Origin of the sequence: Anaeromyxobacter paludicola (assembly GCF_023169965.1) — a bacterium.
In the GTDB taxonomy this organism is placed as follows: Bacteria; Myxococcota; Myxococcia; order Myxococcales; family Anaeromyxobacteraceae; genus Anaeromyxobacter_B; species Anaeromyxobacter_B paludicola.
The window spans coordinates 1,261,624-1,275,086 of the sequence record NZ_AP025592.1 but is presented as its reverse complement, the minus strand read 5'-3'; the positions used below and the strand labels follow the sequence as shown (position 1 = coordinate 1,275,086).

General features: G+C 74.6%; 11 protein-coding genes. All 11 read left to right on the top strand.

All coding sequences use genetic code 11. From position 1 onward, the window contains the following. The first annotated feature begins 7 nt into the window (after positions 1–7). The 11 genes from AMPC_RS05955 to polA all read left to right on the top strand — a co-directional run bounded on the left by AMPC_RS05955 (position 8) and on the right by polA (position 13,432). The gene (locus AMPC_RS05955) at positions 8–640 is read left to right on the top strand and encodes a radical SAM protein (protein WP_248345177.1); all 633 of its coding nucleotides are present in this window, start codon (positions 8–10) and stop codon (positions 638–640) included. 53 nt (positions 641–693) lie between these two features. After that, on the top strand, positions 694–1,143 hold the full coding sequence (locus AMPC_RS05950; protein ID WP_248345175.1) for a hypothetical protein: 450 nt from the start codon (positions 694–696) through the stop codon (positions 1,141–1,143). Between the two features lie 15 nt (positions 1,144–1,158). After that, complete coding sequence (locus tag AMPC_RS05945) at positions 1,159–1,608, top strand: hypothetical protein (protein WP_248345173.1); 450 nt, start codon at positions 1,159–1,161, stop codon at positions 1,606–1,608. 10 nt (positions 1,609–1,618) lie between these two features. Beyond that, positions 1,619–2,368, top strand: a complete 750-nt coding sequence (locus AMPC_RS05940; protein ID WP_248345171.1) for a tetratricopeptide repeat protein — start codon at positions 1,619–1,621, stop codon at positions 2,366–2,368. Between the two features lie 15 nt (positions 2,369–2,383). Next, complete coding sequence (locus tag AMPC_RS05935; protein WP_248345170.1) at positions 2,384–2,902, top strand: helix-turn-helix domain-containing protein; 519 nt, start codon at positions 2,384–2,386, stop codon at positions 2,900–2,902. Beyond that, positions 2,899–3,669, top strand: a complete 771-nt coding sequence (gene recO / locus AMPC_RS05930; protein WP_248345168.1) for a DNA repair protein RecO — start codon at positions 2,899–2,901, stop codon at positions 3,667–3,669. The genes AMPC_RS05935 and recO overlap by 4 nt, the downstream gene beginning before the upstream one ends. A 142-nt stretch (positions 3,670–3,811) precedes the next feature. After that, positions 3,812–4,741 carry a glycine--tRNA ligase subunit alpha gene (glyQ, locus tag AMPC_RS05925; protein ID WP_248346414.1) on the top strand — a complete coding sequence of 310 codons (930 nt, stop codon included), beginning with the start codon at positions 3,812–3,814 and terminating at the stop codon, positions 4,739–4,741. A gap of 23 nt (positions 4,742–4,764) precedes the next feature. Further along, positions 4,765–6,882 carry a glycine--tRNA ligase subunit beta gene (gene glyS / locus AMPC_RS05920; protein ID WP_248345166.1) on the top strand — a complete coding sequence of 706 codons (2,118 nt, stop codon included), beginning with the start codon at positions 4,765–4,767 and terminating at the stop codon, positions 6,880–6,882. A gap of 95 nt (positions 6,883–6,977) precedes the next feature. Then, on the top strand, positions 6,978–8,330 hold the full coding sequence (locus tag AMPC_RS05915; RefSeq protein ID WP_248345164.1) for a YncE family protein: 1,353 nt from the start codon (positions 6,978–6,980) through the stop codon (positions 8,328–8,330). Next, positions 8,327–10,723 (top strand): hypothetical protein, encoded by a 2,397-nt coding sequence (locus AMPC_RS05910; RefSeq protein ID WP_248345162.1) that lies wholly within the window; start codon positions 8,327–8,329, stop codon positions 10,721–10,723. The genes AMPC_RS05915 and AMPC_RS05910 overlap by 4 nt, the downstream gene beginning before the upstream one ends. A 12-nt stretch (positions 10,724–10,735) precedes the next feature. Then, entirely contained in the window at positions 10,736–13,432 is a 2,697-nt protein-coding gene (gene polA / locus AMPC_RS05905; protein ID WP_248345160.1) for a DNA polymerase I, read from the top strand. Positions 13,433–13,463 lie beyond the last annotated feature (31 nt).

Genomic DNA, 13,463 nt, shown 5'->3' with positions numbered 1-13,463 from the left:
CGTCCTCGTGCGCGTCACCGAGATCTTCTTCAGCATCCAGGGGGAGGGGACGCGGGCCGGGAGGCCCTGCGTCTTCGTGCGGTTCACCGGCTGCGACCTGCGCTGCGTCTACTGCGACACCGCCTACGCCTTCCAGGGCGGGCGCGACCTGTCGCGCGCCGAGATCCTGGCCGAGGTGCGCCGTCACCCCTGCAAGCTCGTGCTCCTCACCGGCGGCGAGCCGCTGCTCCAGAAGGAGCTGCCGGAGCTCGCCCGCGAGCTGCTCGCGGAGGGCTACGAGGTCACCGTGGAGACCCACGGCCAGCGCCCCATGGACGCCCTCCCGCCCGAGGTGGTCCGCATCGCCGACGTGAAGACCCCCGGCTCGGGCGAGGTGGCGAAGGACTTCGGCTGGCTCGCGTCGCTGCGTCCCCACGACGAGGTGAAGTTCGTGGTCGCGAGCGAGGACGACTGGCGCTGGTCGCTCGAGGTGATGCGGCGCCACGCGCTGCCGGGGCGGGTGGCGGTGCTGGTCTCGCCGGTGCACGGCGCCGTGGACTCGAAGGACCTGGCGCGCTGGATCCTGGAGAGCGGCGTCGAGGCCCGGCTCAACCTCCAGATCCACAAGATCGTCTGGGGCGCCACGGCCCGCGGCGTCTGACGCGCCGCGCCGCTTGACCCTGCCGCCGCGGGGCGGCTACAAGCCCGGAGAGCATGCCGTCCCTCGCGCCACTGCTCGCCGCGACCCTCCTCGCCGCGGGCGCGCCCGCCGCGCCGGCGGCCCCCGCGAGCGGCGCCGACGCGCCCGCGCCGCCCACCCGCCGCTACTTCCTCGTCGCCGAGCAGAGCCGGCCCGAGGCGGCGCAGTACGACGTGAGCGTCTTCGTCAACTCCCAGTGGATCCGCGAGGTCCGCGCGGGGGACGCGCGGCTCGTCATGGAGGTCACGAAGTTCCTCCACGCCGGCGAGAACCGGGTCACCCTGGAGGCCCGCAAGCGCCCCGACGACGGCCCCGGCCCGGCCGACGCCACGCTGCGCGTGGTGCTGGGCGAGGGGACGCCGCACGGCACCGAGGTGGCCATCGACGCCCCCGCCGTGGAGATGCGCCGCACCGCCGCCGAGACGGCGTCCTTCACGGAGGAGTATCCTCTCGTCGCCCGCTAGCCCGCGAGGTCACCCGTGTTCCAGCCCGATCCGAGCCTGCGCTTCATCCCCGCCACCCGGGAGCGGGTGGTGGCGATCGTGGAGAGCATCAACCAGCCCCAGATCTCGGTGCCCGGCCGGCCGGCGCAGGCGGTTCAGGGCTACCTCGTCGGCCTCCGCAACCCGGGCGGCAGCTTCTCCGTCTTCGTGGTCCTGTCCCTGCCCGCGAGCGGCGAGAACGTGGTCTACTTGCACGACCGCCGCGAGGTGGGCATCGAGGACTACCGCGGCACCGAGGTGGAGGGGCTGCAGTTCCTCGAGTCCATGGGCTTCATGCTCGACAACCTCAACTTCCGGAACCTCGCGCCGGAGCTGCAGGAGCGGACCCTGAAGCGGATCACCGCCTTCGGCGTCCCTCCGCCGCCCGCCGCGGCGGCGCCCCGCGATCCCCGCCAGGCGCTCGGGCGCCTGCTCTCCAGCTTCTGACCGAACCCCCATGAATCGACTGCGCCGCCCGCTGCTCCTCGCCCTCCTCGCCGCCGCCTGCTCCCACGCCCCCAGCAAGCAGGAGCGGGACTCCTCCGAGATCCACAACGGGCTCGGCCTGGAGGCCCTCCGCAACCACCGCCCGCAGGACGCCATGCGCGAGTTCGACGCCGCGCTCGCCGCCAACGAGGCGCTCCCGGAGGCGCACCTCGGCCGCGGGGTGGCCTTCGAGCTCTTCGGGCGGACCGCCGAGGCCGAGAAGGAGTACCGCCGGGCCGCCGAGCTGCGGCCGGACTACTCGGAGGCGCACAACGACCTCGGGCAGCTGCTGGCGCGCACCGGCCGGCCCAAGGAGGCGCTGGCCGAGTTCGACGCCGCGCTCGGCAACATGTACTACGAGACTCCCATCTACGCCCGGAAGAACCGCGCGCTCGTGCTGTACTACCAGCTCGATCGCAAGGACGAGGGCTTCGCCGAGATCCGGGCCGCGGTGGCGCAGAACCCGCGCAGCTGCGAGGCGCTCGAGGCGCTCGGGGGCATGCAGCTCGACCAGGGCCGGACCGGCGACGCGCTCGAGACCTTCGAGCGCTGGGCCCGGACCTGCGAGCGCGACCCGGGGGCCTGGCGGGAGATGGGGCTCGTCCACCTCCGGCGCGGCGACGCCGAGAAGGCGCGGAACGCCTTCGAGCGCTGCGTGGAGCTGGGCGGCGAGGGCGAGATGGCGAACGACTGCCGCCACCGGCACGATCTCCTCCAGTGAGCGACGGGAGGGCACATGGCTGAGCGCGAGGGACCGGTCGCGCCGTCTCCGTTCGAGGAGGGCGCCGAGGCGCCGCCCGACGTGGCCTCCTTCGGCCGCTGGCTGGAGCGTGAGCGCGAGCTGCGCGGCCTCGATCGCGAGGAGGTGGGGCGCCGCGCCAAGCTCGGCACCGGCATCGTCGAGGCCCTCGAGTCGGGGGAGCTCGCCCGCATGCCGCCCCGCGCCTACCTGCTCGGCTACCTGCGCGCCTGGGCCGGCGCGGCGGGGCTCGATCCGGACGAGGTGGTGCTCCGCTGGCAGGAGGTGGAGGGCGGGCTCGGCGCGGCCGAGGCCGAGGCGCCCGCGCGGCCCCGGCCGCGGCGCTCCCTCGACCCGCGGTTGCTGGTCGCCGTCCTCCTCGCCGCCGCGGCGCTGGCGCTGGTGCTCTTCGCCTCGACCCGCCGCCCCGCCCCGCTCAAGCTCGACCCGACCCGGACCCCGGGCGAGCGCGGCTCCTACTACCAGCCGGAGGCGGCGCCCCCGGTGACCCGGTGACCCGGCTCGAGCTCCTCGCCGTGGTCCTGCGCACCACCGACTACGGCGAGTCGGACCGGGTGGTCTCGCTCTTCACCGAGGAGCGGGGCAAGCTCTCCGCCTTCGCGCGGGGCGCCCGCGCCTCCCGCAAGCGCTTCGGCGGCGCCCTCGAGCCGTTCACGGTCCTCGTCGCCTCGCTCAAGGAGCGCCCCTCCGGCGATCTCTACGGGCTCGAGACGGTCTCGGTCCGGGCGGCCTTCGGCGGCATCCGCGGCGACCTCACCCGCATCGCCTGCGCCGGCTACGCCTGCGACCTCGCGCGCGAGCTCACCCGCGACGCCGAGCCGCACCCCGAGCTCTTCCAGCTGCTCTGCGACTACCTCGCGCTGCTCGACCGCGCCCCCGCGCGCCCGGCCGCGCTGCGGGCCTTCGAGCTCGGCGCGCTGCGCGAGGCCGGGTTCGCCCCCCGCCTCGACGCCTGCGCCCGCTGCGGCGCGCCAGTGACGGCCGGCGACGCCCCGCGCCACGCCTTCGACCTCTCCCACGGGGGGGCGCTCTGCCCGCCCTGCGCCGGGAGCGGGGCGGGGGGCACGCCGGTCTCGGCCGAGGCGCTCGACGCCCTGCTGCGGCTCTCCCGCGCCGGCCTGGAGGAGGCCGCCCTGGCCCCGCTCACCCCGGCCGCGGGGGCCGAGGCGCAGCGGCTCCTGGCCCGCTTCGTGGAGCACCTCGTGGGCCACCGGCTGGCGAGCCGGAAGTTCCTCGACGAGCTCGGGCCCATGCTGGGCTGAGGGGGGCCGCGCGCACATTCCGGCACGCGCCCCGCGGCCCGGAACCCCCCGGTCCTCTTCTCGTTTGACAGGCGTGGCGGGGGGTCCTACCGTGCCCGGTCCGGCGCCGGTCCGGCCGGTCGAATCGACGATGGAGGCGGTCGTGAACTTCCAGGAACTGATCCTCACCCTGCAGGGCTACTGGGCGAGCCGCGGGTGCATCCTCGCCCAGGGCTACGACCTCGAGGTCGGCGCGGGCACCATGAACCCGTCCACCTTCCTGCGCGTCCTCGGCCCCGAGCCGTGGAACGTGGCCTACGTCGAGCCCTCGCGCCGCCCCTCCGACGGCCGCTTCGGCGAGAACCCGAACCGGCTCCACCAGCACCACCAGTTCCAGGTGATCCTGAAGCCCTCGCCCCCGGACGTGCAGGAGCTCTACCTCGGGTCGCTCAAGGCCATCGGCATCGACCCCAAGGAGCACGACATCCGCTTCGTCGAGGACGACTGGGAGAGCCCCACGCTGGGCGCCTGGGGCCTCGGCTGGGAGGTCTGGTGCGACGGGATGGAGATCACCCAGTTCACCTACTTCCAGCAGGCCGGCGGCTTCGAGGTGAAGCCGGTGGCCGCCGAGCTCACCTACGGGCTCGAGCGGATCGCGATGTACCTGCAGGACGTCGAGAACGTGTACGACGTCGAGTGGGTGAAGGGGATCAAGTACCGCGAGGTCTTCCACCGCTCCGAGGTGGAGTTCAGCGAGTACAGCTTCCGCGAGAGCGATCCGAAGATGCTGTTCGAGCTCTTCGGCGTGTACGAGGCGGAGTGCAAGCGGCTCCTGGAGCGGAAGCTCCCGCTGCCCGCCTACGACTACTGCCTCAAGTGCTCGCACGCGTTCAACCTGCTCGACGCCCGGGGCGCCATCAGCGTGACCGAGCGGGCCGCCTACATCGGCCGGGTGCGGGCGCTCGCCCGCGGCTGCGCCGAGGGGTACCTCCGGATGCGCGAGGAGCTCGGGTTCCCGCTGCTCCGGGCGGCGCAGGCGGCGGCGAAGGGCGCGGCGCGCAAGCCCGCGAAGAAGAAGGGCAAGGCGGCCTAGCGGCCCCCCACAGGACAACGGACATGGCAGACCTTCTCTTTGAAATCGGCACCGAGGAGCTCCCGGCGGGCATGGTCCCGTCGGCGCTGCGACAGCTCGAGGAGGACCTCGGCAAGGCGCTCGACGAGGCGCGGCTCGCGCACGGCGCGGTGAGGGCGGTCGGCACCCCGCGGCGGCTCGCGGTGGTGGCCGAGGGCGTCGCGGCGAAGCAGCCCGACGCGCGCACCGAGGCCCTCGGACCGTCGGTCCAGGCCGCCTTCGACGCGGCCGGCAAGCCCACCCCGGCGGCGCTCGGCTTCGCGAGGAGCCAGGGGGTGGAGGTCGCCGCGCTGAAGCGCGCGCAGACCCCCAAGGGCGAGCGGCTCGCCGTCGAGAAGCTCGAGAAGGGGCAGAAGGCGGAGAAGGTGCTGCCGGGCCTGCTCGAGGCGCTCCTCCCCCGCATCCGCTTCCGGAAGGCGATGCGCTGGGGCGACGAGACCGTCACCTTCGCGCGGCCGGTGCGCTGGCTCGTGGCCCTCTACGGCGGCAAGGTGCTGCCGGTGCGCTACGGCGACGTCGCCTCCGGCGCCGAGACCCGCGGCCACCGCTTCGTCGCGCCCCGGCCGGTGAAGCTCAAGGGCACCTACGCCGACTACGTCGCGAAGCTGCGGCAGGCCGGCGTGATCGTGGACCCGGTCGAGCGCAAGGCGCTCGTGGAGAAGCAGCTCGCCCAGGCCGCGAGGAAGGCGGGCGGCGCCGTCCGGCCCGACCCGGCCCTGGTGGACCAGGTCACCTTCCTCGTCGAGTCCCCCACCGCCATCGCCGGCACCTTCGAGGAGTCGAACCTCTCGCTCCCGGCCGAGGTGGTGGTCTCCGAGATGCGCAACCACCAGCGCTACTTCGCGGTGGTGGACGGGAAGGGGCGGCTGCAGAACCGGTTCATCGCCGTGTCCGGCACCCCGGTGAAGGACCCGAAGGTCGCCCGCCACGGCTACGAGCGCGTGCTCCGCGCCCGCCTCGCCGACGCCCGCTTCTTCTTCGAGGAGGACCGCAAGCGCTCGCTCGAGAGCCGCGTCGGCGACCTGGGCCGCCGCACCTACCAGGCGAAGCTCGGCAGCGAGCTCGAGCGGGTGGAGCGGATCGGCCAGATCGCGCTGGCGCTGGCGGGCCAGCTCGGGCTGGGCGGCCGCGCCCCCGAGCTCGACCGCGCCGCCCGGCTCTGCAAGGCCGACCTCGGCACCGGCATGGTGGGCGAGTTCCCCGAGCTGCAGGGGATCATGGGCGCCCACTACGCCCGGCTCGAGGGGATCGACCCCGAGGTGGCCGCGGCCATCGAGGACCACTACCGGCCCATCGGCGCCGCCGAGGAGATGCCGCGCGGCGATCTCGGCGCGCTCGTCGGGCTCGCCGACCGGCTCCACCAGCTGGCCGGCATCATCGGCGTCGGCGAGAAGGCGACCGGCGCCGCCGATCCCTTCGGCCTGCGCCGCGCCGCCATCGGCCTGGTGCGCATCCTCGTGGACCGGGGCTACCACCTCTCCCTCGCCGCCGCCGTGGACGGGGCCCTGGCGGCCGTGGGCCCGAAGCTCGTGCTCCCCCGCGAGCAGGTGAAGGCGCAGGTGCTCGACTTCGTGCGCGGCCGGCTCAAGGCCCTCTGGAGCGAGGGCGCCGACGGCGATCTCGTCGAGGCGGTGCTCTCGGCCGGCTTCGACGACGTGGTGGACGCCCGGGAGCGGCTCGCCGCCCTCGCCGAGGTGAAGCGCCGGCCGGACTTCGTGCCGCTGGCGGTCGCCTTCAAGCGCGTCGCCAACATCCAGGAGAAGGCGCAGGGGGAGGGGACGGGCCGCGTGGACCCCGGGCTGCTGCGGGACGACGCGGAGCGCGCGCTCGAGGCCGAGGTGGGTCGGGTGGAGGAGGAGGTGGTGCGGCTGCGCGAGCGCCGCGACTACCCGGCCGTCCTCCGGGCCGTGGCCGCCCTCAAGCCGGCGGTGGACCGCTTCTTCGACGAGGTGATGGTGATGGTGGACGACCCCGCGGTGCGCGGGAACCGGCTCGCCCTCATGAAGCGCGTGGCGGCGCTCTTCGCCGACGTCGCCGACTTCCGGCGGATCCAGGCGGAGCTGCCGCCGGCCGAGCCCGCCCAGGCCGCGGGGGGCCGGTGAACCCGCTCTCCGGGATGCGGCGAATCGCCTTGACCCGTTTCTCCTCCCGACTAAGGTGCGGCGCCCGCGTGCGCGAATTCTTTGGTGGATGTGCGGTGCTGGGGCTGTTGCTCGCCGCCGGCTGCGGCGAGTCGGTCCGGGCGGTGGCGCCCCCGACGAGCCAGTTCTACTTCCCGACCGGCCTCTCGCTCGCGAAGCTCTCGAACGGGAAGACCGCGCTCCTCGTCGTCTCGTCCAACTTCGACCTCAACTACGACCTGAACGAGGGCGGCACGCTCATCGCCGTCGATCCGGACGCCTCGGGCGACACCCGGGCCGATCCGAACGCCGCGCTCGCGATCCTGGGGAGCGCGCGGATCGGCAGCATGGGCGGCGAGGTGGTGGTGGCCGACGCCCAGTCCTGCCCCGGCTGGACGCCGCCGTCCGGCGTCCCCCCCGCGCAGGTGCTCGTCCCCTCGCGCAACCAGAACGCGCTCTACCGGGTGACGCTCGACGAGGACACGGGGGCGCTGGCCTGCGGCGAGGGCTGCAAGGTGGCGCTCGACGTCGCCCCCGACGCGAACCAGATCGCGCTCGCGGACCCGTACGGCGTGACGCTCGCCTGCCGCGTCGTGGACGGGGTGACGCAGCAGTCGGCCTTCGTCAGCTTCCTGCGGGCCTCCGCCTACGACGGCTACCTCACCGAGGTGGCGCTCGAGAGCCCGACCACGCAGACCCGGATCTCGCTCGGGACCTCGTTCACCTTCTCCTCCACCTACGACGCGGTGATGGGCCGGCTCTACGTCACCTCGGGCTTCGCCGCGGTGGGGGACGCCCCCATCCGCTGGGTGGATCTCTACTCCGACGACGCGGTGTCGGCGGTGAACCTCTACGATCTCGTGCGCGGCGCCGAGACGCGCGGCATCGCGCTCTCGAACCCCCGCGCCGGCGCGAGCCGCCTCGCCTACGTCGCGCTCCGCCTCTACGACGCCGACACCGCCTCCTCCACCGGCGCCCGGCCCACCGACGACGTGGCCGGCGCGCTCGCCGTGGTGGAGCTCACCGAGCAGCCCTACGGCGACCCGAGCGCCCGCGTCACGCGCGTCGTCCCCCTCGACCGCGGCTCGACGCAGGTGAAGGTCCTGCCGGCGCGCGCCGGGAAGGGCGACCTCGTGGCCGTGACCAGCCCCGACGACGACAGCATGACCCTCTACGACGACGACACCGGCACGGTGGTCCGCACCTTCGCCCTCTCCTCCACCGGCACGCCCGAGCTCGGCAAGCAGCCCTTCGGCATGGCCGTCGAGCAGCGCCCGAACGTGGCCTGCGCCGGCGGCAGCGCGCCCGTCGCCGCCTGCGACCGGATCTACGTCGGCTCCTTCGACCGCGGCTACGTGAGCGTGGTGGAGCTCGATCCCGATCACCCCGGCGCCGCGCGGGTGGTGAAGCGGATCGGGAGGGAGCGATGAGCCGCCTCGCCCGGCTCGCGGCGCTCGGCGCCGCGGGCCTCCTGGCCCTCTCCGGCTGCGGCAGCAGCTCCGTCACCGTGGGGGCCCGCTTCTCCGGCCCGGCCGCGGTGGTCGCCTTCCAGGGCGTCACCCGCGCGCACCCGGGGACGCTGCAGACCTACTTCGCGGTGGCCTCCTCCCGCGGGGACGAGCTGCAGATCATCGACCCGGTCACCGAGTCGGCGGTCGTCGGCCCCGGCGTGGTCTTCCCGCTGGTCATCGCCACCGCGCCCCGGCCCACCTTCCTCGCCTCCACCTCGCTGCAGGACGGCGGCTCGGACCTGCTCGTCGCGGCCGGCGCCGGCTCGACCCTGGTGCAGCTCGTCACCACCTGGGACGAGGAGAACCGGATCTCCGGCGACGCCTCGGTGGCCTACCCCGGCGTGGACCTCTCCGACGCGGTCGCCCCGGGCAGCGTGATCCTCTCCATGGTGGCCATCCCGGCGCTCGGCCCCGACGCCACCGGCATCACCTCCGCCCAGCCCGGCAAGGCCTGGGTGGTGGTGGCGCTCACCGGCGGCCAGCTCGCCGTCGTCGAGTACCAGCGCGACCCGGGGAAGGCGTCGCTCTCCCGCTCGGCGCGGCCGGTCTGGGTCCAGCACCTCGGCTTCGAGGTGAGCCAGATGTCGGCGCTCCTCGCCAACGACGCCACCTGGCGGATCTTCTGCGCCACCTCCGACGCGCTCACCACCGCGAGCGGGGCGACGGTGCAGGGGGTGGCCGAGGTGGTCGCCGGTCCGCCCGGCCTCGGCTGGCGCGTCATCCCGCTCGACGCCCGCGCCCCGACGCGCCTGGTCGCCGCCGCCTACGTCCGGGAGCGGCTCCCGTCGGCGCCCGACACCTTCGGCGCCGATCCGAAGCTGCGGGTCTACGCGGTCCTCGACGAGGGCGCCTGCGGGGCGGATCGCGAGATCGACTGCGGCCTCGTCACCCTGGACGAGGCCGCCCGCGCGCTCGCCTCCGACCCCGCCGCGAGCGCCGTGCCTTCGCGGAACCCGGTCCCGGCGCAGCCGTTCCGGGCCCCGGTGCACGTCCCCGGCTACCCGCTCGGCATCTCCATCGCCCTGCCGCCCGCCTCGGCCGGCAACGGCATCTACGCGATGCTCGACACGAACCAGGGCTTCCCGCTCCAGCGCATCGCGCCGGGGTCCGGCGAGCGTTACACCTCCGCCGTGGCCGCGGTCCCGAGCTCGGACGGCAAGGTCTACATGGTGGACCTCGGCCGCTGGGACATGCCGAGCGACGTCTCCCTCCTCGTGAACGACTCGACCCGGGTGCGCGCCTACACCGTCACCTCGGCCGTCCCCTCGAGCGCGATCACCGGAGAGGCGCTCGGCCTCGGCGATCCCGAGGACGAGACCGTGGCGCTCACCCTGGACTCGACCCTGCTGCCGAAGCGGGTGGAGGTCACCCCGGGCTTCACCCGGGCCGAGCAGTTCCAGGTGGTCTGGCAGGGCGTGCTGCCCTCCCTGGCGTACCGGCCGGGCGTGCTCTTCCAGCTCGCCGACGGCACGCCGGCCGTCGCGCTCCAGGAGCAGCTCGGGACCGCCTGGCGGGTCACCGCGGCGCTCTCGGATCCCTTCCTCGGCGTGGGCGACGACGCGGCGAACGGCCGGCAGGATCTGGCCGTGGTCACCCCGGCCAGCGGCCAGAACGTCTCGACCTGCCCGCTCGACTCGGCCGGGAACGCCGTGCTGCCGATCTCCGCCGTGCTCCCCCCCGACCCGGTCAACTACCCGGGCGGCGCGGTGGCGCTCTCCGACCTGAACGCGAGCGGCACCCACTGCCTCTCCGCGCTGCCCCGGTTCGACGCCACCGCGGGCGTCATCGGCAGCCAGGTGCACCTGACCGTGCGCAGCGGCGGGCTCGTGCTGATCGGCTCGGTCACCGGCTACGCCGGCCGGCCCCAGCTCGGGCAGCGGTACGCGCTCGCCTGGTCCACCGCCGACTACGACGCGACCCCCTCGAGCGCCCGCGCGCTGGCCCGGAAGGCCCGCCGGATCTACTACCCGGCCGAGGCGCGCTGCCCGGGCCAGTCGGCCTACTGCGCGGTCTACACGTGGTGGACCGACCCGCTCGCCCCGGGGCCGGCGATCGCGTTCCGCGCCGACTTCATGGGGACCGGCACGCGGCTGCAGGACACCGCGCTCATCATCACCACCCACTCCGGCCTGAGCCCGATGTACCGCAAGCCGACGACCTCCGGCGCGCTCCCGCACGCCGGCGTCGCCTTCGACCGGGGGCTGGTGAACCGGGCCGACCAGGGCGTGCGCTTCTACGTGCCGTTCGCGGACGACCAGGTCCTCGCGACCAGCCCGGGCGAGTCGCAGGGCGACATCGTGGACATCCGCTAGGAGGCGAGGCCGGTGCCGACGCTCACGCTCATCGACGGCTCCGGCTTCGTCTTCCGCGCCTACCACGCGCTCCCGCCCCTCACCACGACGAAGGGCGTCCCCACCCACGCCGTCTACGGCTTCACCACCATGCTGCTGAAGGCGCTCCGGGAGCACGCGCCGACGCACGTGGCGCTGGTGCTCGACAAGGGCCGGAGGAGCTTCCGGCACGACCTCGACCCGGGCTACAAGGCGAGCCGGCCCGAGGCGCCCGACGACCTGCAGCGCCAGTTCCCGCTGGTGCGCGAGGTGGCGAAGGCCCTCGCCGTCCCGGCGGTGGAGCTCGAGAACTTCGAGGCCGACGACGTCATCGGCACGCTCGCCTGCCGCGCCCGCGCCCAGGGCTTCGAGGTGGTGGTCGTCACCGGCGACAAGGACTTCGCGCAGCTGGTGGACGAGCGGCTCTCGCTCTACGACCCGATGGCCGAGGCGAGCGGGCGGGGCGGGTGGACCGGGCCGGCCGAGGTGGAGAAGAAGCTCGGGGTGACCCCGTCGCAGGTGATCGAGTACATGGCGATCCTGGGCGACAAGATCGACGACGTCCCGGGCATCCCCGGGGTCGGCGAGGTCACCGCCGCCGCGCTGGTGCGCCACTTCGGCACCGTCGAGGCGATGCTGGCCCGCCCGGAGGAGATCCCGCAGGCGGTGAGCCGCGGCGGCAAGAAGCTCCAGGAGAAGATCGTCGCCAGCGCCGATCGGATCCGGCTCAACCGCAAGCTCGTCGAGATCAAGTGCGACGTGGAGGTGCCGCAGGGGCCGGAGGCGTTCGCCCGGCGCGTCCCCGACGACGGCGAGGTGCGCGCCCTCTTCAGCGAGCTCGAGTTCTCGCGGCTCCTCAAGGACCTCCCGGCGCCGCCGCCGACCCGGCGCGACGAGGCGGTCGAGGTGCTCCTCGATCGGCCCGCGCTCGAGGCCGCGGTGGCCCACCTCCTCGACTCGAAGGAGATCGGCCTGCGCGCCCTGCGCGACGGGGAGGCGCCCCGCGCGGCGCCGGTGGCGGGGCTGGCCCTCGCCGGCGGGGGGCGCGGCTTCTACCTGCCGCTCGGCCACCGCTACCTGGGCGCCCCGGCGCAGCTCGCGCCGGCGGTGGCCGCCGAGGCGCTCGCGCCGCTCTTCGCGCCGGGCGGGCCGCGCCTCGTCGCCCACGACCTCAAGCCGGAGCTCCACGCCCTCCGCCGGCTCGGGCTCGCGCCCGCCGCGGCCGCCGCCTTCGACACCGAGCTCGCGAGCCGGCTGCTCCTGCCCACCCGGCGCGAGCACGCCCTCGCCGACGTGGCGCGGGAGCGGCTCTCCTGCGAGCTGCCGCCGCTCGAGGGGGCGGGGAGCGGGCGCCGCGGGGCGGCCCTCCCGGGCGAGCTCCCGGTGGACCGGGTCGCGGCCCACGCCGTCCCGTGCGCGGCGGCGCTGGTGGATCTCGCCGCGCGGCTCCGGCAGGCGCTCTCCGACGAGGGGCTCACCGCCCTGTACGAAGGGGTGGAGGGGCCGCTCGTGCCGGTCCTCGCCGCCATGGAGGAGGCCGGGGTGGCGGTGGACCGCGGCGCCATGGAGTCGATGAGCGCCGAGTTCGGCAAGGCGATCCGCGACCTCGAGGCCCGCATCCACGCCGCGGCCGGCCACGCCTTCAACATCGCCTCGACGCGCGAGCTCGCCCAGGTGCTGTTCGAGGAGCTGAAGCTCCCGGTGCTGAAGCGGCTCAAGACCGGCCCCTCCACCGATCAGGAGGTGCTGGAGAAGCTCTCCGAGCAGCACGGCCTCCCGGCGCTGGTGCTCGAGCACCGCTCGCTCGCCAAGCTCAAGGGCACCTACGTGGACGCCCTGCCGCAGCTGGTCGAGGCCGACGGGCGGATCCACACCACCTACCACCAGGGCGGGGCCGCCACCGGCCGGCTCAGCTCCTCGGACCCGAACCTCCAGAACATCCCGGTCCGCACCGAGCTCTCGCGCCGCATCCGGGCCGCCTTCGTGGCGCCCCCCGGGCACCTGCTGGTCTCGGCCGACTACTCGCAGATCGAGCTGCGCATCCTGGCCCACTACGCCGCCGACCCGGCGCTCCTGGAGAGCTTCCGCACCGGCGAGGACGTGCACGCCCGCACCGCGGCCGAGACCTTCGGCGTGGCGCCCGGCGACGTCACCGCGGATCAGCGCCGGGTGGCGAAGGTGCTCAACTTCGGCATCGCCTACGGGCTCTCCGCCTTCGGCCTCTCGCAGCGGCTGGACCTCCCGCCGGCGGAGGCGCAGGGGATCATCGACCGCTACTTCGCCCGCTACGCCGCGGTGAAGCGCTGGCTCGACGGGATCATCGCCGAGACGCGGCGGACCGGCGAGGTGCGGACCCTCTTCGGGCGCAAGCGGGCGCTCCCGGAGATCACCGCGCGCAACCCGGCGCTGCGCCAGTCGGCGGAGCGGATGGCGGTCAACACGCCGATCCAGGGGACCGCGGCGGACGTCATCAAGATCGCCATGCTGGGCGTGGACCGGGTGCTGCGCGAGCGCGGGCTCTCGGCGCGCCTGTTGCTGCAGGTCCACGACGAGCTGGTGGTCGAGGCGCCGGAGGCGGAGCAGGCCGAGGTGACCGCGATCCTGCGCGAGGAGATGGGCGGGGCCGCCGAGCTGGCGGTGCCGCTCGAGGTCGAGGTGGGCGCGGGCCACAGCTGGGCCGAGGCCCACTGACCCTCCCGGTCCGCCGAACCCTTCCGCGCGG

Coding starts and splice junctions, on each gene's coding strand:
- AMPC_RS05910 (WP_248345162.1), top strand. CDS start 8,327: ATGAGCCGCCTCGCCCGGCTCGCGGCGCTCGGCGCCGCGGGCCTCCTG.
- AMPC_RS05935 (WP_248345170.1), top strand. CDS start 2,384: ATGGCTGAGCGCGAGGGACCGGTCGCGCCGTCTCCGTTCGAGGAGGGC.
- AMPC_RS05950 (WP_248345175.1), top strand. CDS start 694: ATGCCGTCCCTCGCGCCACTGCTCGCCGCGACCCTCCTCGCCGCGGGC.
- AMPC_RS05940 (WP_248345171.1), top strand. CDS start 1,619: ATGAATCGACTGCGCCGCCCGCTGCTCCTCGCCCTCCTCGCCGCCGCC.
- glyS (WP_248345166.1), top strand. CDS start 4,765: ATGGCAGACCTTCTCTTTGAAATCGGCACCGAGGAGCTCCCGGCGGGC.